This is a genomic window from Paraburkholderia sp. 32 (assembly GCF_050435345.1).
GTDB lineage: Bacteria > Pseudomonadota > Gammaproteobacteria > Burkholderiales > Burkholderiaceae > Paraburkholderia > Paraburkholderia tuberum.
In genome coordinates, this window is record NZ_JBNDKD010000002.1 from 800,580 (window position 1) to 824,518 (window position 23,939).

The 23,939-nt window shown below is 60.7% G+C and carries 20 protein-coding genes; 4 read left to right on the plus strand and 16 right to left on the minus strand.

Translation table 11 applies throughout. The features are described 5' to 3' along the window. Positions 1–41: 41 nt before the first annotated feature. The gene (locus OKW26_RS19010) at positions 42–1,058 is read left to right on the plus strand and encodes a UDP-glucuronic acid decarboxylase family protein (protein WP_429354760.1); all 1,017 of its coding nucleotides are present in this window, start codon (positions 42–44) and stop codon (positions 1,056–1,058) included. Between the two features lie 127 nt (positions 1,059–1,185). Here OKW26_RS19010 and OKW26_RS19015 read toward each other — a convergent pair whose 3' ends face one another. The 5 genes from OKW26_RS19015 to OKW26_RS19035 all read right to left on the minus strand — a co-directional run bounded on the left by OKW26_RS19015 (position 1,186) and on the right by OKW26_RS19035 (position 4,224). After that, positions 1,186–1,770: a helix-turn-helix domain-containing protein gene (locus OKW26_RS19015; RefSeq protein ID WP_429354761.1), complete on the minus strand. Its 585-nt coding sequence runs from the start codon at positions 1,768–1,770 to the stop codon at positions 1,186–1,188. Positions 1,771–1,869: 99 nt separating this feature from the next. Next, entirely contained in the window at positions 1,870–1,992 is a 123-nt protein-coding gene (locus tag OKW26_RS19020; RefSeq protein ID WP_013094087.1) for a hypothetical protein, read from the minus strand. Between the two features lie 721 nt (positions 1,993–2,713). After that, positions 2,714–3,274, minus strand: a complete 561-nt coding sequence (locus OKW26_RS19025) for a YMGG-like glycine zipper-containing protein (protein WP_429354762.1) — start codon at positions 3,272–3,274, stop codon at positions 2,714–2,716. A 1-nt stretch (position 3,275) separates the two neighbouring features. Beyond that, entirely contained in the window at positions 3,276–3,608 is a 333-nt protein-coding gene (locus OKW26_RS19030) for a hypothetical protein (RefSeq protein WP_429354763.1), read from the minus strand. Between the two features lie 301 nt (positions 3,609–3,909). Continuing rightward, on the minus strand, positions 3,910–4,224 hold the full coding sequence (locus OKW26_RS19035) for a DUF4148 domain-containing protein (protein WP_143037312.1): 315 nt from the start codon (positions 4,222–4,224) through the stop codon (positions 3,910–3,912). A 485-nt stretch (positions 4,225–4,709) separates the two neighbouring features. Here OKW26_RS19035 and OKW26_RS19040 point away from each other — a divergent pair, with 485 nt between their 5' ends. Next, positions 4,710–5,087, plus strand: a complete 378-nt coding sequence (locus OKW26_RS19040; RefSeq protein ID WP_429354764.1) for a hypothetical protein — start codon at positions 4,710–4,712, stop codon at positions 5,085–5,087. A gap of 67 nt (positions 5,088–5,154) precedes the next feature. Here the strand turns inward: OKW26_RS19040 and OKW26_RS19045 are convergent, their stop codons facing one another. After that, positions 5,155–7,707 (minus strand): DUF3772 domain-containing protein, encoded by a 2,553-nt coding sequence (locus OKW26_RS19045; protein ID WP_429354765.1) that lies wholly within the window; start codon positions 7,705–7,707, stop codon positions 5,155–5,157. Positions 7,708–8,097: 390 nt separating this feature from the next. Between OKW26_RS19045 and OKW26_RS19050 the strand changes: the two genes are divergently transcribed. Next, positions 8,098–8,847: a hypothetical protein gene (locus tag OKW26_RS19050; protein WP_429354766.1), complete on the plus strand. Its 750-nt coding sequence runs from the start codon at positions 8,098–8,100 to the stop codon at positions 8,845–8,847. A gap of 274 nt (positions 8,848–9,121) precedes the next feature. Here OKW26_RS19050 and OKW26_RS19055 read toward each other — a convergent pair whose 3' ends face one another. After that, positions 9,122–11,473 (minus strand): DUF3141 domain-containing protein, encoded by a 2,352-nt coding sequence (locus tag OKW26_RS19055; protein WP_429354767.1) that lies wholly within the window; start codon positions 11,471–11,473, stop codon positions 9,122–9,124. Between the two features lie 94 nt (positions 11,474–11,567). On the opposite strand from OKW26_RS19055, the gene OKW26_RS19060 reads away from it, so the two are divergent. Beyond that, positions 11,568–11,825, plus strand: coding sequence for a hypothetical protein (locus OKW26_RS19060; protein ID WP_429354768.1), 258 nt, complete (start codon positions 11,568–11,570; stop codon positions 11,823–11,825). Here the strand turns inward: OKW26_RS19060 and OKW26_RS19065 are convergent. From OKW26_RS19065 to OKW26_RS19105, 9 genes are all read right to left on the minus strand, one after another. Then, on the minus strand, positions 11,767–12,684 hold the full coding sequence (locus tag OKW26_RS19065; RefSeq protein WP_187613643.1) for a LysR family transcriptional regulator: 918 nt from the start codon (positions 12,682–12,684) through the stop codon (positions 11,767–11,769). The two genes, OKW26_RS19060 and OKW26_RS19065, sit on opposite strands and share 59 nt — an antisense overlap. A 230-nt stretch (positions 12,685–12,914) precedes the next feature. Next, positions 12,915–13,364, minus strand: a complete 450-nt coding sequence (locus OKW26_RS19070) for a DUF3331 domain-containing protein (protein WP_429354769.1) — start codon at positions 13,362–13,364, stop codon at positions 12,915–12,917. Positions 13,365–13,529: 165 nt separating this feature from the next. Further along, on the minus strand, positions 13,530–14,417 hold the full coding sequence (locus tag OKW26_RS19075; protein ID WP_429354770.1) for a MinD/ParA family protein: 888 nt from the start codon (positions 14,415–14,417) through the stop codon (positions 13,530–13,532). Positions 14,418–14,949: 532 nt separating this feature from the next. Continuing rightward, on the minus strand, positions 14,950–15,615 hold the full coding sequence (locus OKW26_RS19080; RefSeq protein WP_429354771.1) for a TetR/AcrR family transcriptional regulator: 666 nt from the start codon (positions 15,613–15,615) through the stop codon (positions 14,950–14,952). Positions 15,616–15,869: 254 nt separating this feature from the next. Next, positions 15,870–16,733 carry a 4Fe-4S dicluster domain-containing protein gene (locus OKW26_RS19085; RefSeq protein ID WP_429354772.1) on the minus strand — a complete coding sequence of 288 codons (864 nt, stop codon included), beginning with the start codon at positions 16,731–16,733 and terminating at the stop codon, positions 15,870–15,872. Between the two features lie 10 nt (positions 16,734–16,743). Then, positions 16,744–19,722 (minus strand): molybdopterin-dependent oxidoreductase, encoded by a 2,979-nt coding sequence (locus OKW26_RS19090; protein ID WP_429354773.1) that lies wholly within the window; start codon positions 19,720–19,722, stop codon positions 16,744–16,746. A 145-nt stretch (positions 19,723–19,867) separates the two neighbouring features. Further along, the gene (locus tag OKW26_RS19095; protein WP_429354774.1) at positions 19,868–20,590 is read right to left on the minus strand and encodes an OmpW/AlkL family protein; all 723 of its coding nucleotides are present in this window, start codon (positions 20,588–20,590) and stop codon (positions 19,868–19,870) included. 388 nt (positions 20,591–20,978) lie between these two features. Next, positions 20,979–22,955 (minus strand): acyl-CoA synthetase, encoded by a 1,977-nt coding sequence (locus OKW26_RS19100; RefSeq protein WP_429354775.1) that lies wholly within the window; start codon positions 22,953–22,955, stop codon positions 20,979–20,981. Then, the gene (locus OKW26_RS19105) at positions 22,952–23,908 is read right to left on the minus strand and encodes a fumarylacetoacetate hydrolase family protein (RefSeq protein ID WP_429354776.1); all 957 of its coding nucleotides are present in this window, start codon (positions 23,906–23,908) and stop codon (positions 22,952–22,954) included. The genes OKW26_RS19100 and OKW26_RS19105 overlap by 4 nt, the downstream gene beginning before the upstream one ends. Positions 23,909–23,939: the final 31 nt, after the last annotated feature.

Sequence of the window (23,939 nt, forward strand, 5' to 3'; positions counted from 1 at the left end):
ATTTTCAACGTTCATGCGGTCCAACCTCAGGATCACGCATCATGAAAGAACTTACCCGCAAGCGCATTCTGGTCACCGGCGGCGCCGGCTTTCTCGGCTCGCACCTGTGCGAACGGCTCGTCGCGCAGGGACATGACGTGCTATGCGTTGACAACTTCTATACCGGTACGAAGGACAACATCGCGCATCTACTCGACTGCGCGAACTTCGAACTGATGCGTCACGACGTGACGTTCCCGTTGTATGTGGAAGTCGATGAAATTTATAACCTCGCGTGCCCCGCGTCACCGATCCACTACCAGCACGATCCGGTGCAGACTACGAAGACCAGCGTGCATGGCGCGATCAATATGCTCGGGCTCGCCAAACGCGTGAAAGCGCGGATTTTCCAGGCGTCGACGAGCGAGGTGTATGGCGACGCGCTCGTCCATCCGCAGAAAGAAGACTACTGGGGCCACGTGAATCCCATCGGTCCGCGCTCGTGCTACGACGAAGGCAAGCGCTGCGCGGAAACGCTGTTCATGGACTATCACCGCCAGCATGGTCTGTCGATCCGCATCGCGCGCATCTTCAACACCTACGGCCCGCGCATGCATCCGGCCGATGGCCGGGTGGTGTCGAACTTCATGATGCAGGCGTTGCGCGGCGAGCCGCTGACCGTCTATGGCGACGGCTCGCAGACGCGTTCGTTCTGCTATGTCGACGACATGATCGACGCCTTCATCCTGCTGATGAACAGCGCCGACGATCCAGGCGGCCCGGTCAACCTCGGCAATCCGCACGAAGTGTCGATGCGCGAGATCGCGCAGCGCATCGTCGCGGTGACCGGCTCCGCGTCGCCGCTCGAATCACGGCCGCTGCCGGCCGACGATCCATGGCATCGACAGCCGGACATCTCGTTGGCGACAAAACTGCTCGGCTGGCAGCCGGGCACGTCGCTTGACGAAGGGCTGCCGCGCACCGCGCGTTATTTCCGCGCGCGCATCGAGGCGAGTCAGCACACGCCGCCGCCTGCGGGCATGGACGGCGCCGGAGTCACGTCCGCTCGCCTTTATTGAGCCAGCGGCGCAGCGCTGCCGACGCAGTGGCGCGTTTCACGCGATTAGTCGTGCGAAACGCGCCGCGCGGGCTGCACGATCAGCGATGCGGTAATAAGATGACGCAAACGGCTCCGGCACGCAATTTCTACACGGCTGGCGTGTCCGCGCGAATGCGCATCACGGTCTGACGCGACGTGCCGAAGCGCCGCGCGACCTCGCTGACCGACTGTCCTCTGCCGAGCGATTGCAGCACGCGTTGACGCTGCTGCTCGGAAAGCGACGGCGGCCTGCCCGTGTGCTTGCCGCTCGCGCGGACGGCCGCGAGACTGTCGCGGCTGCGCAGGCTGCGGCACGCGGCGTCGAGCCGCACCAGCGCGCGCAATGCCTTCACCGCCGAGGGCTCGGGGCGCCCGGCCAGATCGGTATGGCCGACTTCGACGCAACGCAGCGCCACGCCGGCCTTCCGGCACTGCATCACGGTGGCGAGGATGTCGCGCGCGTTGCAGCCGAGCGCGGCCAGCTCGAGCACGACGAGCGTGTCGCGCGGCGCGATTCGTCGGATCAGACTCTGCAGCTCGCAGCGGTCGCGCGCCTGCGCATAGGTCGGCAGATCTTCGACCACGACCCGCGCGAGCGTGACCATGTAGCCGGCCTTGTCGAGCCGGATCAGCGCCTGCTCGTGCCGAACCGCATCGTGCGCGCCGAACAGATAGATGTGTAGTTTTTCCACTTCGCCTTCGTAGTCACGATCCGCCGTTAGCGGCGCTATTACGTCGGGGGGTCCGGTTTTTCGAGCGACGACGCCCGGACACGCCGTCACTCAGCGCGCTCAGGGCTGCCGCTGGCCGCCCTGATGCGTCGGAGGAGTCTGGTTCTGTTGCTGCTGTCCGCTGTCGCGGCCGGGCTGCGCCGGATTCGACGGCTGACGATTCGAATTCTTGTCCGAAGTCATGACGCTCTCCTACGTGAGATTGCGGGTGACCGTGGCTAACCGCGGCCATCGTGATCAAGCCGCAACCAGTGTTCCCGGTCCTGCCCGCGCCAGAGCGTTGCGGCGCGGGCATGCAAGCGCCTGACGATGCGAGCAGCCCGGTGGAGGAATTTTCAGAGTGTATCAACCGCATTGAACGTCCAATACGGTTGGCGTCGGTATTGGCGCGATTGAACTGTCATTACGTGGGCGGTGCAGGCGCGGCAAGTGACGGCCGCCCATCGCGGAACCGCAATCGGGGACGACCGCGGAATCCGTCTGACGGCAAGGCATGTAGCGCCCTGCTCAAAGCTCGGCGCCAGAGCGGCCATGCAGATACGAGCCGACGCGAAGAACGCGACGGCTCGCTCGCCTCTTTACTGAAGCCCGCGATGATCTTCTCCTTACCGGCCACCACGGCCGGTAGGAAAAGTGCAGGATTATGCGAACCGTTGCAACCCGGTTCGTCTCGCGCGATCCCGGCTGCAAAATGGCGGTAGCGGTCTCAAACCACAACAGGCGACCGCGGCGTGAACGACGGCCCTGCCCTTCTGCCGTGTCAGACCGACTCTGGTTGAGTGGAAAGCTCGTACTGCAAGAGTCGTCGTACAGGATGAGAGAACAACTGTCGGCTTTTCCACAGGCCACCGCGCTCAAGCGCTCGCTCCCCGTCGACAACGCGAGCGTGGTCGGCGTGCCTGGTTCAGTAACCTGGCGGAGGCGCCGTATCGTAGGCCGGCGGCGGAGGCGTCGCTTCGTCGTGCGTCCGGTACGCATCGGCGGCGCTGCGCGGCACAGGCACCCGCTGGCCATTGCCATACATGCACTGAACGTACGCCTGATCGTAGCGATGTTGAAGGCTGATGGAGGAGCTCTGCGCCATGCCGGCGCCGATCATGCTGCCGCCGAGCAGGCCTGTGCCTGCGCCGACCGCTGCGCCACGGCGGCCGTTGAACGCCGCACCGGCCGCCGCCCCGAGCGCGGTACCGACGGCCATACCGCCCAGGGCGCCCGTCGCTGTGGCCTGTTGATTGCTGATGCCGCCGGTCTGCTGGGAAGCAAATTGCTGGCATGTCGCGTCGTCGGCGCGGAATTGATCGAAGGACTTGCCGGTGCCGGGCAGGGCCATCACTGTGGGACCCATCGGCATGCCCGCACAGCCGTCGAGCGCGATGATGCAGCTCAGGCTGACCGCGGCGGTGACTAGCGCGGATACGCCCCGTTTCGTGCGCATTGCCAGAGAGAGGGAATTCATTTTGCTCATGTCATTTCGGCCCGGTTGGCCTCACCGGCACTTCCACCCAGCCGCTCGAACACCCCTTCACGTACGGGTAATACTTTTTTGTCACCGGGCAATACCACCAGGTACCCGACGGCGGACTCGTCTGCGTTTTTTCGACGTAGACGGTGCTCGGGGTTGGCTGGACCGACTGGACGACGAGTGGGGCGGGCGCAGCGTAGACGACGGCGGGGGGCGCCATCATCATGGGGGGCGGGATACCCACAAGGACACCGACGCTCACATGCGCTTGCGCGGTGCTATTCAGGCATACGGCCGTAGTCGCGATCAGCGCAAGCAAAACTATCCTGGATCTCACAAACTTTCTCCTATTCGATGAAGCGGGCCTGCCGCGACTCGGCGCAAAACGGTAAGGCCATGGCGCAAAAAACCGAACGGGTTCAACCTGGCGAATTCCGCTACGCGACAAAAAAGGGATCTCGTTGGTGCTGGTTGAAGTGAATCCCGCGTAGCCGAACCTGGTGATTCCGGGGCCGGCCGACCCCGAATGCAGATTCCCGAGATCTACGCCTGCCGCTGAACCTCGCGTCCGGAGGGGGTCGCCGACGTCGCTATGGAAAGCCAGACAAGGCTGCGGCTTACCCCGCCGTGATGTCCAATCAACTTTCGTTGTAGATAGAACGATACGAGGCCAACTGAGCCATTGCCGGTACCCCCGAAACTGCGGAGCCCAGTTTCACGCCACCGTGCCCACTGAACGCCTGCTGTTGAGCCGCCACGCTCGCCAGAGCCGCGTGGATGTTCGCCGGATAGTGTGCGTCACCGTTGGGGTGGTCAGAGCCCGCTAGCTGCAGTCGGATGACTTCTTCGTGCACCAGCTCACGCGTCAGAGGACCGTTGCCCTGAGCAGAGGTGCCCGTGGGGAGAGCGATGACTGACACGACAGTGAGAACGGGCATGAACGCTTTAGCCATGATGAAGCTTCCAGTCTCTAGCGCCAGGAACAAGGCGCCGGGTTAGCGAAACAACGACCAGGCAAGGTCCTTGAAGTCCGTGTGCCCGTTCCGTTGAGGTCCGTCATCTTCTTATCGTTTAATTGCAAATTGCTCTCTTCAATACATTGTTTCCGTGCTTGCAACGTCGAGAGGCATCTATCCGCGCGCAGCGGTCGCGAAACGACAGGGCAGGTCAACGATTCGCGAGCCACCCAACCTCCATGTTCATGAAATGGCAACTCACAATTGCGCGCGTCGAATAACGACGCGCTGTCGTTATACTGCAACCCACATCTGACACAGCACGTGCTCAGTTTTGCGGTGGATACCGGCTCCGTTATTTACACTGATGCACTGATTGGTATAGGTCCGGCAGCAATCGACACTCACGCTCCCGGTCGCGCCACCGATGCCGTCGGCGCAAAAGCACCCGCGATTCTTCCTTTAACCCATAGGAGTCTTTAATGCAAAAGTGGTTTGCCGCGCTGCTGATTTTATTCGCAGCGAGTTCGCATGCAGCCGGCGATTCCTCGATGAACGCAACGGTTGAAAGCGTCGCAGATACGAATCAGGTCGGCGGCTTCGTCGTGCTACGGTCAGCGGACAGCAAATGCCGTTATTACGGTGTACTGCAGCAGACCGCTCGTGCGCCGCGTGGCATGGCAGAGCGCATCGCTGCACTGACCCAGGACGGAAAAGTCTATGACTGGATGACAGTTATCAGTTACTCGGAATGCCTGCAAGCGAACGGAACCTATACCAAGGAACGCGTTTCGCTGGATTCGCCCGGCGGAAAGCGGTTCCGCGTGGGCGATAGCGTAGAGCTGCGATCACCGGTGTAACGAGGGCCAGCAAGCCACCGATAACGGCTTTTACCAGTCCCACGACCGCGAGGAATCACTTCGACGACTATCTATTCTCGCTGATTGCAGACAGGACACGGAGCTCTACCGGACCGGAATTGCGATCGGTGGGTTCCTGGTTCGAGATGATATCGCTCGTACTTCGGACCACGACGGTTCGAGAGATCGACAGCGGTATTTCCGCAGCACGTAGTCGCTTCAGGATTGCAAATAGCAGATCGCTTCTGGTATCCCCGGCGATTCTCGGGCTACCGACATAGCCGGTAACAGTCAATGTCATACCGTCAGGCGTCAACTGGCTAAAGATCACCGATGGCGCGGGACGATCGAGAACCGATGGGTGATCCAGGTAAGCTTGCAGAAGAACATCGCGCACCTGCTCCGGATCGACGTCCAGCGCAAAAGTAAGGGCCAGTGTGACAACCCCCTGCGTTTTGTTTCCCATTGTCACGTTGCGCACATTCTGAGAAATCAGGTGCGAATTCGGAACGATCACCGTTGATCTGTCTGCGAGCTGTATTTCGGTCGCACGTACACTGATGCGCCGGATATCGCCTTCAATGCCGGTGATACTGATCATGTCGCCTACTTTGACCGGCCGTTCAGCAAGCAATATCAGCCCGGAAATGAAGTTTTTAACGATTTCCTGCAGACCAAAGCCGATGCCTACCGACAGCGCGCTGACGATCCACGCCAGGTTATGCCATTTCACGCCGAGTACGGACAAGGTTTGCAGCGCGACGAGGACATAGCAGACGTTGGCGAAGACCGTCACCAGCGACGCGCGCATACCCGAACTCATTTGCGTCTTGGGCAGAAACTCGGCGTCCAGCCATTTGCGCATGAGCCCAACCAGATACAGGCACACTGCACAGGTAAAGATAGCGCTGAAGATATGGGCGGGAACGATATTGAGCGCATGTAATCGCTCGCCACCGAGTACGTCGAGAATGCTATCGACCAGATCTCGGGGCGTTGTCCCGAGGCCGCCCGTTAGCAGTGCGATGACTGCGGCGAGCATCAATGCGCTGCGAAGAATGGCGGAGAGTACCGTTGCCACCTGTTCGAGATGAACATCTTGCAGCCCGAATAGATGCCTGATTGTTTTGCCGCTGGCGTGGCATGGCGAAAATACGGTTTCGCAAACATCATGAGCGAGCTTCGTCAGCAGATAAACGCTGCTCAGTACGAGATCGAACCAGACCAGTTCGTAAGTCAGGAACCGCGCGAACGAAACATAACCACAGAGCAACGCAATCAGAGAAGCTCCGACGTCAAGGCTGACGGCGGCATGAATAATGCCAGCGAGGGTAGAACGCGCCTCAGGCGATTCTCCGGCAGCGGCGAGCGCAGTGAGTACCCGGTTTGCGCGTAAAAGCGACATCCCGATGGTCAGAGCGACCACCAACGCCACCACGCCGCGAGTAAAGAGCGTAAGTTGCACGCTGGTATCGACGGCCCGGTTGATCTGCTCGATGGCTCCTGAAAACAGCAGCAGTGCGGCCAGTGTCCGTGGAAAAGGGCGTAGCGCGCGAGCGATGGGATCCGCGATGGCCGGCAACCGCCATGACGGATGTCGTGTGCAAAGTAATGCCCGGCCGAGAGCAGCGACCAGCGCGCAGGTCACAACATGTTTGATGATTTCGCTGGCGAAGCCTTGCAGCGCAGGAGGCAGCGCCTGCTGACGGGTCAACGCGAAGTAGAGCAGATCAACGGCACATATGGTGGTCACCAAAGACGCGAACACGGTCGAGATCGCCATCGCGCTGCGCCGTATCCGGCCTTCCGGAAGGCGGCGTAGGCAGAACCGTTCTGATGCTCTGTCAAGAAGCCGCGTTCCAATCGTTGCAACGGCCAGGGCGAGCAGCACAAGCAGGGCGGTTGCAACCCGCTGCCCCGGTTGCCATGTCGTTTGAATCTGCCTGTCGATCTGCGCCTTGAAGTCTCGCAGACGTTGATAGTCAGCCGTGTCCGGGTGGAGCGCCGACGCCCAGAACGCGGCGCTGACTATGCTGTCGGAACGAAGGGCCAGTTGATCTTTCAGATGGTTTTGCAGCAGTCGCGTGATCTGGGCGCTCAGGTTGGCAAGGTTCTCCTTGATCGTTGCCGCCTGCTTGAGTTCGGCATCGAGTTGCAATTGCTGAGCAGCGAGAACGCTGCGCTGTTCGGCGACCGCGGGAGTTTCCGCGGCGGATTCGGAAGCGGGTGCTGTTCCGAGTACGTCGAGCTGGGCATGCGTTTTCGCGCGATCGGGCTCCAGCGACGTGGTTATCAGCCTGTCGACGTCTTCGGCAACGCGCCGGCTCAATGCGTCCAGCCCGGACAGCTGCGCGTCGCTTGTTGCCGTCGAAGCACGCTGCCGGATCTGGTCCTGTTTTTCCTGAAGCGCGCCGAGCCTTTGTAATGCCTCGGAGCCCGCGCCCATGGATGGCGAAAAATCAGCAGGAGCATCTATGCTAAGGGGCGGCAGCGGCGCTGCGTTGGAGGCAACCGGAATCAGGCCGAACATCGTCAGCGCGATAAGGTGAAAAATGACTGCAACTATTTGTCGCGCGGCGCAAGCGCGGCGAAGAGTATGCATTTGAGAGATCTGGCTCATGCACGCGATACCTATGTAAGCGGTGATGCATTCGGTCGCGGCCGGGCGTGAAATGAGGGAGCCGCACTGCGGTAGGAGAGCAAGCTTAATGAATCATACGTGATTATACTATCATATATGATAGGCAAGGCAAATATGAAAGGTGGGTGCACGGTCAGCGCCTGCCCCGCTGATGTGCGATGGGGGCCGCTTGAGCACCGGCGTGCGCTATCCAGTTTGGGCGCGAAACGTTCGGTATAGCGGGACGTTGAAAGATGGAAGCTGATCTTGGATGCTTTTTACAAGGCTTCCCGCGATATCGGGCTCCCGACTAATTGGCATCTATCAAACCATCGTTTCCTGGACTCACCGGTAGGCGCGCAGGCAACGCGGTAATGGAGGAGCATCGACATGGAACAGAGCAACGCATTGCCGGATTCGATCCGAGCAGCGATTGAGGCGCACGGCGGTGCAGCGCGATGGGCCGAACTGGCGGAGATCGAGGCGACGGTTTCCGCCTGCGGCCTTCTGTTCACCGCAAAGCGACGGCCGATACTGCGACAAGTGCAGGTTCGCGCGTCGACACACGAGCCTCGTTTCGCTTTCCACGATTTTCCGCAGGTTGGCGAAACGAGTGAACTTCAAGGAGAAGAACTTGTTCGCGTCGTCGGGCGAGACGGGGCTATCCTGGCTCGCCGCGACGGACCGCGAACAGCATTTCGTGGCTGGCGACGGCAAATCTACTGGGACGACCTCGACTTTGTCTATTTCGGCGCCTACGCGTTCTGGAACTATCTGACAGCACCTTTCTTATTCTTGCGCGGCGGCTTTACGTTCCAAGAACTTCCGCCACTGGCGACTTCGGCCGGGTTATGGCCAAGAATCCGGGCGACCTTTCCCAGCGACATTCCAACGCACAGCCGGGTCCAGGATTTCTATTTCGATAGGCAACATCGCCTTTGCAGGATCGATTACACCGCCATGGTTATCGGACGCTGGGCGCGGGCCGCTCACATCTGCGAGGACTTTCGCGAATTCGATGGATTCCTGGTACCGACTCGCAGAACGGTAAAGCCGCTGCCGGTTGGCAATGCTCCATTGCCAACTCCGACTCTCGTCGCGATCGAGGTCCACGATTTTCGACCAAGGCCTTCCGATTGACGCCAGTTCAATCGGCCGCTGCGACTGACGAAAAGGCGGCCGCGGTCAGTTGTTCGAGGTTGTGAAGACACTTGCATGCTGACTTCGACTCGACATCGAGGTTGCCCTCGCCGGGCGCCCGGCGCGTCCGCTGTCGTGACGGGAATGACGGTTTTCGGAAACTCGCGATGGTAGCTTTGGGGCGGCGCTGCCTGAACACGAAAGGGATCTGCCTCGTGGTACTTGATGTGTCTGGATTCCATGGCGGGTTCCCTCACTGACGGGTTGGCGCCACTCACGATGCCGTGGCCCGAACGCGCGGTGCGTGGGCCTTTTGGGGCTGCGACTCGAGCGCGGTTGTCGCGCCGAGCACTGACCGGATGGCGCGCAGCGCCTCTTCCTGCGCGGGTGTCGGCGGGATGCGCAGCACCCGCCGGTCGGCCAGCAGCTTGTCGAGCAAGGTCAGGAGCCGGTTTCGGTCTTCCGGGCTGGCGAGCAGATCGGGCAACGTCTGGATAGCCTGTTGCGGCTCAAAAGTCGCGATGAGTTCCTGCTCCCCGCGAATGCGCCGCCAATCGGCAGGAGGCAAATGCGGCAGGTCGTCGGCATATTCATCGACCAGTTGCTTGACTGTCTCGATGCGCGATAGCGGCAGCGGCTCGCCCTTTGGCGCGAGCAGGAACGCGGTGCGCGCGACCGCCTCGTTGTAGCCGCCCTGCCTCAGCGAGGCGAGCGCCGCCTGGACGAACGGCAGGCTGCGAGGATCGGCGGCGGCGGACGTGCCGGCCCCATGCTCGCCGAGGCGGTCCGGGTCGTACATTGCGAAAAGATTCGCGTAGATGGAGAAGAACAGTGCTTCGATGCTGGCGTCTCTTACCGCCCGGAACTGATCGAGCGAGGCGCTGATCAGTTCTGAGCCGCGCTGCTCCACCTTGCGCCAGGGTTCGAGGTCGCTCGAGGGCTGCCGGCTGGCTCTGACAGCATCGGCCATCGGACGCAGCGCGGCCACCCACGGATTCAGGTCCGAGAATGCCCAGCGCTGCAGACGCAACGGATGAAAATCGCGCAGCAACCGCGCGGTCATCTCGTTCGACGCATGCTGCACAAAGGGTTGAACGAACAGCTCGTAGGCTCGCTGGTTGAACTCCGACACCACCGCCACGGCCTTGAACGGCTTTTCGTCCTCGCGCCGCAACTCGTTGAAATGCTCGACGGCTTCTTCCAGCCGGTGTTCGGTGAGCGAGACTTCGTACTCCGTTTTGCCGTCTGCGCCCTTTCCCTCCTTGATCGACATGCCGTAGAGGCCCGGCGCGAGCGTCTCGATTGTCTCCAGCACGTTGAAGATTTGCGTGTATTCCTTCTTCGCCACCTTGCCGGAAACAAAGATGCCGAGATGGCCGACGTCCTCGTGCATCAGGGCGACGATGACCTGGCCGCGCGCCTTGATCTCCTCGGTGCTGCTGTATATGTCAGCAACCCAGTTGAACGCCTGTTGCGGCGGCGTGATGTTGTCGCCCATCGATGCGAAAAGGATGATGGGCGAGCGGATGGCGCGCAGATCGAAGGATTTGCCCGACGGGCCCGACACTTCGCCGGACCACAGCTTGTTGCCGATGAAGAGATTACGGGTGATCCACTCGATCTCCTCCCGGTTCATCAGGTAGTAGCTGCCCCACCACCGCTCGAACTCGATAAAGCGCGCCGGTTCCGTATCGATGTTGGCGAACACGTTGTAGTACTTGTCCCAGAACGTGTTGGCGGGGTTCAAATACTCGAAGTTGTTCACGAGATGCGCGCCGTCGAACTTGCCGTTGCCAAGATCGGCCGCCAGGGACGAGAGCCACGTGCCGCCCAGAATGCCTCCGGCATAACGCATTGGATTGGGCACCTCGCTCTCGCTCCACGCCCCGCTCCAGTAAGACATGGGCGCGCCGTTGACCAGGATGGGACCGGTGTCTTCCGGCGACGAACTGGCAAGCATCATCGCGGCCCAGCCGCCCTGGCAATTTCCGACGATCGCGGGCTTTGGGCTGTCTGAATGCAGTTCGCGCACCTTCCGTACGAACTGCTGCTCGGCCGCGCACACGTCGAGCAGGGTCTGGCCGGGCTCTGGCTCCTGGGAGAACACGACGAAGTAGACGGGATGACCGGCGCGCAGGGCAACGCCGACCTGCGAATCGTCCTTGAAGCCCCCGATGCCGGGACCGTGCCCGGCGCGCGGATCGATGATCAGATACGGGCGCTTCTTCACGTCGACCACGACACCCTCCGGCGGCCGTATCGACAGCAGAGCGTAGTTGACGGGCCGCTCAAAGTGCCTCGCGTCGAGCACTGTGTCATAGTCGAAATGCAACGCCGGCTTGATCCCGGCCTTGTTGCGCTCGATGAACTCGTTGCCGCGTTGACGCAAGGCATCCCAGAACAGGACGGAGCGCTGCGCGAAATCGGCCGTATAGTGCCAGGCACCCCATGGTGTGAACTGCGCCAGGTTGGGAATGGTGAGCTCGGACGTGCCGTCGCCCCCCTTGATTGCGTCGCTCGTCCTCTGCCCGAACCGTTGCCGGGCCTCTTCCAGGCGATTGTGCAACAGGCGCAGGATTTTCAATGCGATCTCGTGATTGCGTGTCAGTTGGGTAACCTGGTCCATCTCATGAATCTCCTTAAGCGAAGCGACTAACCCGGCACAACTGCTCATTCCGTTGCCCGGTTGCAGAGAAGCTTGCATCGTCGAGGAATTGGGCGTGCGCGAAGCGCTGGATGCGCGCCGCATCCGCCCGGTGCGCATCGCGCTGCAGAACCAGCGCGATGACCTGCTCGCGTTCGCCGGCGTGCTCGATGAGAAGCTCGCCGCGATCGCGCAGCGCGCCAACGTCTCGGATGAGCTCGTGCGCGCCGCGTGTGTGCTGCGTCGCAAGCCGCGGACTCACCCGCGTGCGCCACCTAACCAGCAGTGGAAGGTCCCATGCCCTGTTCGAAGAACTCCGCGGTATGGTCGATAAACGCCCTGACTTTCGCGGGCAACAGTGCGCGTCCGATGTATGCCAGGCGGACCTCGGCCAAAGTATCGGCGATCTCGAAGTCTTCCAGCAGACGAACGAGCCGTCCGGCCTTTATGTCCTGCTCAACAAGGGCGATTGGAAGCAGACCAATACCGAATCCTTCGAGTACGATGTCGCGATTGAATATGGGATTGTTCGACGCAATTTCGTAGCTGATCGGGACCGCGATGTTTTCCTGTTCCATTCGAAAGGTGACGCAGGGTTTGTGCATCGAAGGAGGGACCGTGACGAACACATGGTCGGCCAGCTCAGCCGGATGCCGGGGCCGAGGACGCCTGCCCAGATAAGCTTCCGTTGTGACAACGACCAGCGGCAACCGCTGCAGCAGCCGCGTCACAGCCAGATCCGTCGCCAGCATGAAAGGCAGGACGATACCCAGATCGTAACCGTCGGCCGTCAGGTCCACGGGCCGCTCGGTCAATGTGATATCCAGGGTGACGTTCGGATGCTTGCGTTTAAAGGACGCAATCAGCGGTGCGAGCCACGTCAATGCGGTGGTCGTATGTGCGACCAGTCGCAGCATGCCCGCCGGCACTCGACCGTGGCCCGCCGCACTGGCTTCCAGGCAATCGAGGTCATCCAGGATGCGACAACATCCATCGTAAAAACGCTCCGCCGCTTCCGTCAGCGAAAACTGTCGGGTCGAGCGATGGAAGAGTCGCGTGCCCAGGCGCTCTTCCAGCGATGCGATCGCCCGCGAAACGACCGATGGCGAGAGATCCATCATTTCCCCGGCACGTCTGAAGTGTTTGACTTCGACGATACTCCGGAACAGGCGCAAGCTTTCAATGTATTCCATGGTTCACGTCCCATCTGCTATCTGACGACTTGTGTAGATATCCTTTGGATATCAGTCCTGTTCGTGGACCTGTACCGCACCGCACGCTGTGGAACCTAGTCCAATGCCGTGCAACCGCGACCAGGGGTACTGTCCGGTCACGCCTCGCGCGCGTGGATGCGCCTGGTGTCACTGCCGCACATGAAAGCGCTGAGCATTCTGCCGTAAAGACACCAGAGAACCGAATCGCATCAGATCGGCTGTTCTATCAGGCTCACGCTTCTCGCACAGATCATTGCGTGAGCATTAGCCGGTGTGGGCCCAGTGAGGCGCGGCCTGTAGATGGCATCTCCGACTTCGATTAGCCGACCGGTCAGCGCACAGATGCCTGGCACCCGCGCGGCGCCTCCGCACCATGTCTGGTATCCATAGTGTCCGGAGCGCGCATCGCACCATGAAACGATCAGTGTTTGCGCGGTCGGTTGTTCGAGTACCCGTATGATTGGCTTATCGCTCGAAGCGATCGACTGTCGAACAGAGGAACCGTTCAAGGCAGATCCGTGCGCAGTGGCTCGTTCGTTAAGTCTCCAATCGCCAAGCCTTCTGACGGTCATACTCCACGGATCAACAGCGCGATTCATAACCTGGCTCCCTCTGTGCAAGCTCGAACGCTTGCGCTTCGCGTGAGCGCTGCCCACCATAGCTGCTCTCTTCCGTCGATAATTACCGGTCCGATTGCGTCGGCAAAGAGCTTTTTGATGTCTTTGCCCCTGCGACTATAGTCACGCTTTCATGAACGGCGCCTACCCGAAAAACACCGTGGTTCCGGCAAGTCCCCTGGGTCGGGGAGATCGTTCTTCGAGGCTTTACCGGTATGCTGCTGCCGGGCCCAAAGTCCTATGCGTGCGCTGCCCCCGTGCCGCCATGTGCGTTGTCGCAGGTAGCAGCCGGGACGCTGCGGGCCGCCTCGACCAGGACTGCATATCGGCAGCAACGCGTGCAAAATCGCTCGCCGCCGGGGACCCAGGAAATGCATCGACGACACAGCGCGAAAGCTCTGCCGCTTGCGCGATACACGGATCGATCGAGATGCAGCCTGCCTTGAGAACCGAGACAGCCAGATAATCGCGGGCAATGGCTCCGAGACTTTCCAGCAGCGCGTGAGTGTCCGCTTCACCATCGAACAGATTCACAATGATGCGGAATTCCTCGATGCCCTGTGCGAGACGCAGGCGCTTCATGCAAACGTAAGTGTCTGCTACTGCAGCGGCCGACAGGTGCATGACGACGATGACGTGGTGGGCTTGCAACGCAAGTGGTGAAAGCGCGCCGTTGCCAGCAAGCGCGGCATCAATCAGCACGATGTTCGGCGGGCTCGTGAGCACCGCGTCGTACTGCAGGCCAGCGAAGTTTTCGTGATCCGTATGGCCGGTGCCAGTCGAGTGGAACTGACGTCGACCACGGTCAACGGCCAGCACGCGCGGCAAGTTGCGATGGATCGCGGGAGCGAACACGCCTGCGGCGTGAATATCTTGAAGCATTGTGCTCGCCGACCGCGCGCCGGGACATTCGTCCACCACCAGCACGTCCATACCCTGTCTGGTCAGCGCCATCGCCAGGTTGACAACGGCAGCCGTACGGCCGACTCCTTTCGAGCCGCCTGTGACAGCGACCACACGCGTAGCACTTTTGGCGAACATCTGGCGCAACCCGAGCGCCTGTCCGGAGACTATATCCTTCACTGATTCACCCACGTATCGAGACCTCCGCGCCCATCACGAGTAGCGTTGACGACCCGCGCGCCGTCAGTCATAACGACTTTCGGATCGCACGTTTCATCGACGCGTGGATTGTACGCCTTCTCGTCACTACTGACAATGCAATCATATATGGTTTGCATGTCAGATATGAGTGACAGATGCAAAAAGCGCGAACGCGCGGGTTGGCCCCGAACTCATCCGGTTCTTTCTTGCACGTCGGGAATTGAAATGCTGCGCGCTGCCTGAAAATGGAGGTAGCGGTACGTCTAGCCGGCTACAGCAAGGCTTGACGCCGTGCCTTTCGGGTCGTCTCGATCGACAGCCGACGGTGCTTGGGGTGCGCCAATGTGCTGTTGTGGCGAGCGGGGGTGGAGTGGCACCTGTCGATGCCTCCGACTGATGCCCGCGGTAACTTATCGAGCGGTTGCGTCGCCTTGGCGACAGCTCGGCGCCGCCATGCCGCGTTCACCCGGAAGGGGCTGCCGCGGGAATTGGGCTGTGCCAGTCCATTCAGTCATATGAGTCGCTACGGTGCGCCCATGGGTACGTCCGGGCGATGATTGTCGTAGACTGTTTCTTCCGGCTGTCGCGACAACACGCACGAAAAAAATCCGGCAAGCACTGTCTGAAGCACCTTGTCGCTCACCGTTTGCGGACTGCACATCCTGAAGAACTGCACGCCGTCGCACAGGCTCACCAGGCCAACCGTGAGAGCCTCGGCCTGCAGGGGCAACGGCCTGCCGTTGCGCTCCGAAAGCATGCAGATGTGCGCGCTGATCTGTTCCAGCTTCTCCTGCCGGAAGGCGTTAATGCGCTCCCGAAACGGAGTGTCCCGGCACGCGAGCAACTGGGCCTCGACCCAAAGTGGAAAGCAATCGTGTTCAACAAAAGATTGGCTGTAGTACGCGATGGCGCGGTCCTTCATTTCATCCGGCGTGCCGCCCTTCTCCACCATCGCCAGGAGATTCGTCCGCGCCCTATCGTCATCGCGGCGCAACAACCTGATCAGCAGATCCGGCTTGCCGCCGAAGTTTGAGTAGAACTCGCCGCGCGTATAGCCAGCCGCCTCAGCGATGTCCTCCACGCTTGTCGCGGCGAATCCCTTTTTAACGAACATCTTCCGCGCAGCCTCGAGCAGGCATTCGCGCGTCTGCTCTCTGCGCTGTGCCCGTGTCAGGCGTTCCCGCTTCATGGCATAAAGTACCGGTCAGGCCGACATCTGCGGTGCCGCCAGATCGGCATGCTTGTCAGATGACGGGTTTCGCAATGATCCGTCGACGCCCGATCAGGCCGTCTCGTGGTTTATGTGACATTAGACTCATATCTGATTTTGTTGTCAATAAAGTCAACGGAATATGGCACACGTGAGAGGAAATCGGAACCGTCATACCGAAGCGTGAGCGGTCCGCCTGTCTCATGCAAGCAGCTTCGTTGCGGTGCCCATGATCACGCGACTTCCATACCGTTTATCGACTGTGCGAGGCTGAGCTCCCCAAGGTAAACGCTTTCGCCCAATTCGCATTTGCGCCAGGCGCTGCCGAGGGCATGACGGATTTCGACTCTGTAAAGACCGCTTCCCTTGGTGAGACCACCGAAGCGGAAATCGCCGAAGCAGTCAGAGACAGTCTCCGCCACCTTCTGATTGCCGAGGTAAAGGGCTACGACCGCATCCGTGACGCACTCGACCACATCTCCCATCCGCGCGCTGACGCTTCCGCCGATGAAGCAGGTTTCCCAGCGCTCGAGGTCGCTGTACCACACGCGCGGTTTCGTGCCCAGGTTAGGCCGCAAGACCTTGAGCCCCTCGCGCTGGGCCTTCTCGGCCATCGCAGCGTCATCGAGCTTGACCGTCTCGAAGACGTCGGTGGGGCACGACTGCTGGCAACGCGGCTGCGGCCAGCCCTGGTCGAGTAGATGGGCATCGAAAATCCAGGTCTGCGGCAGTTGCAGCTCATCGTTCCAGACGATCGCCTTGTACGGGCAGGACTTCACGATGTCCTTGCGGCCTCGAGCCTTGTCCGGATCGATGATGACGACGCCGTCGGCGCGCTTGCGAATGGCGTCGCCGCCCACCCGCAAGCAAGGCGCTTCGTCGCAGTGGTTGCACATGACCGGCAGATACGTGGTTTCGACCATATGCGAGTCGCCCTGGACGCGGCGCAGGATCTGGATCGGGCTGTCGGCGTTGGCGGCGGCGGGCGCGGCATAACCGGGGAAGTCGTTGCCGACATGCTCGTCCCGCGCGGCGATCACGCAGTTCTGGCAGTTCTCGCAACGCCCCACTTTGATAATCAGGTTCCACTTGCTCATTCGAAATTCCTCACGCGGCGCGACCGAGCATGAACGCTTCGGTGCCTTGCCACTTCTCGACCTGCACCAGGCAGGAATTTGGGCTCATGCTGCTCGTGCCGGCGGTTTGAGGCCGGTCAGGGGTGAGCATGTTCATGCAACCGCCAATCTCGACGCACTCGCCGTCTATTTCGACCAGCTGAAATTCGGCGCTCGCCTCATACGACTTGACCACTCCCGCGCTAACCAGCGGCGAGACGTCGGCTGCGCAAATCACCGCGCCGCGGTCGTTGTACACCTTGACGAGATCGCGATGGTCAATGCCTCGAATAGCCGCGTCGGCCGGACCAAGCCTCAGCAGCCAGAAGCGGTGCCCGCCAATCAGCGCGCGATGGTCATCGATGCTGTTGACCGAGGAGTTCTTGCCATCACAATGGGTATGGAAGCTGTAACGGCTGTGAGTGGCGATCAACTGCAGCGGATAACGCTGGGCCAGGTCCGAGCGCAGCCCCTCCCAGGACGGGATGTATCGGTTGAGCGGTGGTCGCTCGGGATTGTCCGCAGTGTGCCGCTTCAGCAACTCGGGCACGAACTCCAGCTTGCCGCTCGGCGTCTGCAGGCCCATGCCGAATTTTTCGGCGAACTGGGACGGCAGCGGATGGGGTTCCTGCAGGTCCTTGCGCCGTCCCTCCGCGAACCAGCGCATGTCCACCGGATGGCGCAAGTCGGGCTTTTCGGGCGGCACGACGAAATAGCCCTTGCGGCAGAACTCGCGCCACGAAATGCGATCGGGCAGATCCGACGAGTCGAAGACCCGCTTGACCCAGTCCAGCTCGCTGCATCCCTCGGTGAACACCCCGCCAAGCCCCAGCCGGGTCAGGATGGCAGTGAAGATGTCGTAGTCGGAACGGGACTCGCCCAAAGGCTCGATGCACTTGTGCTGCAGCGTCATCACGCGATGATTGACCGTGCTAAACCCATGATGGGCGTAGCCGCCGGAATTCGCCCATTCGCCGATGTCCCAGCGCTCCAGCGCGGTGCACGCCGGCAGGATGATGTCGGCGAACTGGGCCTCGCCCTCCATCCAGATCGACTGGTTGACCACGAACTCGATGCTCGGGTGCCGGTAGGCTTCAGCCCAGCGTCCGGAATGCGTCACCGTGCTGAAGGCGGACCCGCCGTAGCGGTAGATCATGTGGATCGGCGAATACCCGGGCATGGGGTAGCTGAACGGCGCGAACTGGGCTTCCTGGGACATGCCGTCCCAGAGGTAGCCCGTCGCATGGCCGTTGATGATGGCGTCGGGCAGTTGCTGCCGCGGGACCATTTGTTTGACCGGATTCATGGACAGAATGTGCGGCATGCGCTGGTAATTGTTCACCGCATTGGCGGTCCACGCCAGGTCGCCGGATATGCCGCCGTCCGCGTAGCCGGGGAAATAGAAATGGAGGTCGTGGGGCACCCCGGCTTCAAGGCAGCCGAAATTGACCCCCGGTTTGCCCCAGCCCTGCATCGCCATCATCATGATCATGCAGCGCGCCCATTGCGCTCCGGTCGCACCGCGGCCCGCGCCCCCGAATCCCGCGCCGGTCATCCCGACCGCGAGATGGACCTTCCTGTTCCCCCATCGGCGCGCAAGCGCACGGACGTCCTTGGCGGGCACGCCCGTTTCGCCCTCCTGCCACTCGGGCGTCTTGGGAATGCCGTCGGATTCGCCCAGAAGATAGGCCCTCCACTCGTCGAACCCGGTCGTGCGGGTGGCGATGTAATCCTCGTCGTACAAGCCCTCCACGGCCCACACATACATGATGGCGGTGGCGAGAGCAGCATCGGTTTGCGGTCGGACCGGAATCCAGCGCCCGCCCAGCAACTGCGCGGTGGGGTTGCAGTGTGGGTCGATATGAACGAACTCAATGCCGAGTTCCTTGGCCCACAGGCGCCGCGGAGTCCCCTCGAATCCCGCATAGGCCCCGTTGGTACTTTCGGGGTCGCAGGACCAGAAGACGATCATGTCGGCTTCCTTCAGGCAGTCCTCGACGCCACCATAGCCGGATGGCACGCCGACGCGCATCGAGTTGCCGAAATGATGCATGGCACCCCAGTACCAGCCTTCCCAGCTATCCGGATTGGCCGCAACCCGGGTAAAGCCGATCAGGTTGGCAAAGCGCGTCAGCGCGCTGAGGTAGTAACCCACGTTGCCCCACTGGTGATGGGACGACATCGGGAAGGTGATGGAACCGGGACCGTGAACGCGCTTCTGCCGGTTGATTTCCCTGGCGACAATGTCCAGGGCCTCGTCCCAACTGATACGCACATAGCCGGATTTGCCCCGGTTCTGGGGATTGCGTTCGCCGTCAGGGTCGAAGTCGACCCGCTTCATGGGGTGAAGGATGCGCTTGTCGGAATAGACCAGCGACTTGAGCGTCAACGCGTGGGGCGCGACCAGGCCACGCCGTGGCGGGCTGAAACGGCGGCCGCGCGCCTCGATCACATAACTTGGCGCATCCGTGCTGTCCAGCTCGATGGGCGTCACCCGAACGACGCGGCCATCCTTGACGTAGACGAACAGAGGCCCGCCGTTGGTGCAGGTGGTGTAGCGGCGGGTGCCGTCGCGCAAAGGCGTGCCCATCGGCAGGCCGACGGTCCGCATCATGCTCAGGGTCTGCATGAGCCAAACCAGCAGTTCGTCCTCGCCCTCGGTGACCACCTTGAAGTTCTTGGCAGCGTGGATGATTTCGCCCTGGTCCGGATTGGGGGAAAGGAACTTCAGGGCGGTGGCGACGTCCTTGAAGACCATGCTCACGTCGGGCCGCGGATGTCTGCCGGCGCTAGAACGGACGCGTCCGTTCCTGAACTTGATGACGCGACCGATGCTTTGATCCGCGAGTCCGATCCAGGCGACGAGATCGCGCTCCTTCAGGCGATCACGATAAGCGGGAAAGCGGCGTGCCGTCAGGTCAAGAACCGTGGGCAAAGCAAAAAGAATAGTCTTGAGGACCTGTCGTTTCATTATTCGATCCAAAGGGAAGCGGGGTGCGCTAGCGGTGGCATGACGTCGCGGACCGCAGCCAGGCCCGGGGCGCGAAAAATAACGTAGTCGATGTCTTCGATGGGCATTCAAATCTCTCGATCGGTGCATTAACGAGTCGTACGCGCTAGAACGTGTAGGCGACGTTCAGGAAGACGCTCAGGGGATCGAGCCGGAGCGTCGATTTGGAAACGATCTGCGTTCCAGTCGCGGTGTGTCCGTCTAACGTAAGGTTGGTCTTCACCGGCATATAGTTCACAGAGGTGCCGACAGACCAGTGTTTTGTAATGGCGTAACTTGCCCCGATCTCGAATACCGGATTCCACGATGAACTGAGTGTTGCGTGTGCCGAACCACCTGGACCAACGCTATCAGTGACAAACTGGCTATTGGTTGTCCGAACCTGGGTGAACCACGTATAGTTCACACCCAAACCGATGAATGGACGGAATTTCGAGCCGGCCGAAAACAGGTGGTATCGAAGTTCGATGGCGGGCGGCATTGGCCTCGTCGAGCCGAGGTTGCCATACTTCTCCAGCGTCCCATCGCCAACCAGATTTACTGTCAATGGCAGTCCCAGAAGCATAGCGACGCCAATGTTGTCCGTGACGTAGTACTCGGTGGTAATTCCCACCGTATTCGTTGACGTCGCATGCGCCCCGCTACCGGCTAGCTGGCGATTCACCGTTTCGCCGCCAATACTCTCCACGGTGAGTGGCGTTGCGTCGCCCTGTGGCGCGATGTGAAGCCATCCTGTGGACAGCGTAATGCTTCCCGCCGACTGGGCGTTTGCATTGTCGGTCAGCGCAGCCGAGCAGAGGCAAGCCGCCATACCGGCAGAGCTGATCATTCGTCTGTAATTCCTCACGTGTCTTCTCCTGTCTCGTTGCCCGGGCATTTTTGTGAACCCGTGGTGCTTCCCGTGGAACCGATGCGGCGCTCCGTCTGGGGTCGTTGCGTCGTTCCTCATAGGCTTCGACCGCTTATCAGGTCCGCCGGTTATGTCTGATTAGGTAGTTTTACTAAATGACATGAAACAGGCACGAATGTTTAGAACACCGCTACTGCCTCGTACACGTTATGTGGAAATACGCTTTCGCGTTATCCTTACCACGCAGTCGCCGATATTGGCCCGAGCCATTTTTCAACAAGCGAATGCAAGGACCTTTCTGAAGCAGTATTCATCCTCTTTCCTCTAAACCGACGCGAGCGTTTAACTCTCTATCGCCGCTGGTACATCAACATTGCTCGCTCCGCGATGGCCTCGCGGCAACCGAAAGCGAAAATGCGAACGGAAAGCGCCCGAGCGCGGAAGTCGCCACTGCTTCGAGCGCGGGGTCGGGAAGTTCGACGTGAAGCGAAAGCCCGCGCGAAGTATCTTCAATGATCCTAACGGTTGCTCCCTCGACGCCAGCCTCCACGAGTGCCGACTGTAACGCGTCTACCGTTTCGCGCTGTTTCAGCCCCGCCTTGAAAATCTTGCCCACGCCTGTCAACGGCATCGCATCCAGGATTCTGATCCGTTTAGGCAGTGCCGCGCGCTCGCCTATCTCGAGTCGCACGAACTCGGCGAGTTCGTCCTCAGTCGCGGTTGCACCCGGTTTGAGCTGGACATAGGCAATCGGCAACTCCCCGGCGTGTGCATCGGGACGACCGACCGCCGCCGCGATCTTGACGGCGGGATGGCGATAGAGCGGTTCCTCGATCGCTGCCGGATCGATGTTGTGACCGCCACGAATGATCACTTCCTTTTTGCGACCAGTAAGCCAGAAATAACCATCGACATCGCATCGACCGAGGTCGCCGGTATTGAGCCAGCACCTGCCATCGCCGAGGTCCAGCCAGAGCCCCTTGTTCTGCTCGGGCACGATATACCCGAGGAAAATGTTCGGGCCGGAAATAGTCAGCAGGCCGACCTCATCGATCTCGCAATCCCGTACATATCGCCCGTCAGCGTCGACGATGACGGCTTTCATCGCCTGGCCCGGAATGCGCAGCCCGATTGAGCCCAGCCTGCGCTCCCCCAGCGGCGGGTTGGCGCTGCTCACGCAGGTCCCCTCGGTCAGGCCATAGCCCTCGAGAATCCGGATGCGCGTCCTTTCCTGAAAAGTCCGGAAAACTTCGACCGGCATGGGAGCCGCACCGCACAGTCCGTACTCCAGCGAACTCACATCGTGCTCGCCGACTGGAATATCGAGTAACGCCGCATAAAGCGTCGGGACACCGCTGAAGAAATTGATGCGGTGATGCTCGACGATTTCCCAGAAACGTTTGACAACGCCATCGCCGCGATAGCCTTGTGGCGTGCCGAGCACGACCTGGGCGCCTTTGGAAAAAGGCAGGAGACCCGTTGCCATGACGGCATTCACGTGGAAGAGTGGCAGTCCGCAGAAAAGCGTCTTGCCTGGCCCGACGCTGTCGCCGAAGAATTGACCCGTGCTCCAGGCATTAGCCACCTCATTGCCGTGGCGGCGCATCGCAATTTTCGGCAGGCCGGTCGTCCCGCCCGTACAGAAGTACGACGACACGTCGTCGGCGCCAAAGTGCCGCGCGCCTTGAAGTGCCGTTCCCGTCTCCTGCGCGATGGCAACGCCGAAGTCGTGGATCTCGATATGCGCAGGAACCGCGCCCCGCACGCCGCCCTCGCCGTGCAGCCTTGAGCACTCGTTACGCTGCAGCATCCGCGTCGCGGACTGTTTTGAACCCGTCACACGTTCGGCCGGATTCACGAGCACCAGATCCTTCAGCGAAGAAACCTTGTGCAGCACCGCTTGTACCTTTTGCCAAAGATCAGTTCCGGGAAACGGCGCCAGCGTTACCAGCACGCTGGCGCCTGCAGCGTTGAGGAGTTGGCCGATGGCTTCCTGCTCAAGCAATGGATTGATCGCGCAGACAATTCCGGCGGCCTCCCCACCCCAGATCACGAAGTGCGTTTCAGGGAGGTTGGGCAGAACATATGCGACGACTGAGTCGCGTTGTACTCCGAGGCGCAAGAACATGTTCGCGGTGCGCGTGATATCTCGGACGAGTTCACTATATGTCCAGCACTCGGCGTTCCGATAGTCGTCGGCCGTTGCAAAGAACGAAAGTGCCGGTGCCGATGGATTAATCGCCGCGCCCCGGCAGATCATCTCGTAGGTGCTCGACGGGAGATCCGCCGGCAGCCCTTGCGTTTCGATGGCAAGGACTTCGTCTACGTTTGCGATGCCGTTCATGCTGCCTCTTCCACAACGACGTTATGCTGCACGCCCAGATTGATCGAGCGATCGTGGCTGACGATATGCGCCTCCACGACGTCCCCCACCTTCAGGTACTGCGGCCTGTCCGCCTGCATCTTCAGGAAAAGACGCCATTTTTCCGCTTCAGGCAGCTGCGCCGCGGCGCGTTGCTTTTCGGGCGACGGAATGCTCAGTGCACAGCCAGATGGCGTGCCCGTCGCGAGCAGGTCACCGATGCGCAGATCATGCACGCCGGAAAGCTCCGTCAAGGTCTCTGCCGGTCCATAGACGAGACCCGCACTCGTGTCATTCTGGCGGACAGTTCCATTGACCGTCAGTGTCAGCACGAGCTCTTTCAACTTCGGAATATCATGTTTCTCAAGGAGGCAAAGGTAAGGGCCGACAGGGCCAAACGTGCGGTAGCTCTTGCCCTTGTAGAACTGCATCTGCGGAATCTGGATATCGCGCGCGGAGTAGTCGTTGACGATCACGGCGCCAGCAATGTACTCATGCAGGTTCTCGTCGGTGACCGTTTCGCGGGAGGTGACGTCGCGTTTGAGCACCAGACCGAGTTCGATCTCGTAGTCGAGGAACTGCACCTCCCTGGGCTTCACGAGGGGCGAGTCGGCAGGAACGATGCAGCTCGTCGCCTTCGTGAAGATCATGTTGAATTTCTTCACATCCGGGTCCATGCCGGAGTCGATCATATGCTGGCGATAATTCGCGCCCTGACAGATGAACTGCTGGTTGGCCGTCACGGGCGACAACCATTGCACATCCGATTCGGGAATCGGAGAACCGTCCAGTACCGCCAGCCGTTCGACGGGATTGGCTTCAATAAACTCGGCGGTCGACTTGAATTCGCCATGAATCGGCGTGATGGCGCCATTAGCGACTACGCCCCACTGGGCGCGGCCATCATGAAGGTAATGCAGAACGTGAAGTGCCATTTATCGATCTCCGGATTCTATGAAAAGTGGG

What these genes read in the sequence shown, in the direction of transcription:
- OKW26_RS19090 (WP_429354773.1), bottom strand. Translation starts at nt 19,722, where the DNA reads ATGAAACGACAGGTCCTCAAGACTATTCTTTTTGCTTTGCCCACGGTT.
- OKW26_RS19085 (WP_429354772.1), bottom strand. Translation starts at nt 16,733, where the DNA reads ATGAGCAAGTGGAACCTGATTATCAAAGTGGGGCGTTGCGAGAACTGC.
- OKW26_RS19035 (WP_143037312.1), bottom strand. Translation starts at nt 4,224, where the DNA reads ATGGCTAAAGCGTTCATGCCCGTTCTCACTGTCGTGTCAGTCATCGCT.
- OKW26_RS19070 (WP_429354769.1), bottom strand. Translation starts at nt 13,364, where the DNA reads ATGGTGGGCAGCGCTCACGCGAAGCGCAAGCGTTCGAGCTTGCACAGA.
- OKW26_RS19020 (WP_013094087.1), bottom strand. Translation starts at nt 1,992, where the DNA reads ATGACTTCGGACAAGAATTCGAATCGTCAGCCGTCGAATCCGGCGCAG.
- OKW26_RS19025 (WP_429354762.1), bottom strand. Translation starts at nt 3,274, where the DNA reads ATGAGCAAAATGAATTCCCTCTCTCTGGCAATGCGCACGAAACGGGGC.
- OKW26_RS19105 (WP_429354776.1), bottom strand. Translation starts at nt 23,908, where the DNA reads ATGGCACTTCACGTTCTGCATTACCTTCATGATGGCCGCGCCCAGTGG.
- OKW26_RS19050 (WP_429354766.1), top strand. Translation starts at nt 8,098, where the DNA reads ATGGAACAGAGCAACGCATTGCCGGATTCGATCCGAGCAGCGATTGAG.
- OKW26_RS19055 (WP_429354767.1), bottom strand. Translation starts at nt 11,473, where the DNA reads ATGGACCAGGTTACCCAACTGACACGCAATCACGAGATCGCATTGAAA.
- OKW26_RS19010 (WP_429354760.1), top strand. Translation starts at nt 42, where the DNA reads ATGAAAGAACTTACCCGCAAGCGCATTCTGGTCACCGGCGGCGCCGGC.
- OKW26_RS19040 (WP_429354764.1), top strand. Translation starts at nt 4,710, where the DNA reads ATGCAAAAGTGGTTTGCCGCGCTGCTGATTTTATTCGCAGCGAGTTCG.
- OKW26_RS19080 (WP_429354771.1), bottom strand. Translation starts at nt 15,615, where the DNA reads ATGAAGCGGGAACGCCTGACACGGGCACAGCGCAGAGAGCAGACGCGC.
- OKW26_RS19095 (WP_429354774.1), bottom strand. Translation starts at nt 20,590, where the DNA reads ATGATCAGCTCTGCCGGTATGGCGGCTTGCCTCTGCTCGGCTGCGCTG.
- OKW26_RS19065 (WP_187613643.1), bottom strand. Translation starts at nt 12,684, where the DNA reads ATGGAATACATTGAAAGCTTGCGCCTGTTCCGGAGTATCGTCGAAGTC.
- OKW26_RS19045 (WP_429354765.1), bottom strand. Translation starts at nt 7,707, where the DNA reads ATGAGCCAGATCTCTCAAATGCATACTCTTCGCCGCGCTTGCGCCGCG.
- OKW26_RS19100 (WP_429354775.1), bottom strand. Translation starts at nt 22,955, where the DNA reads ATGAACGGCATCGCAAACGTAGACGAAGTCCTTGCCATCGAAACGCAA.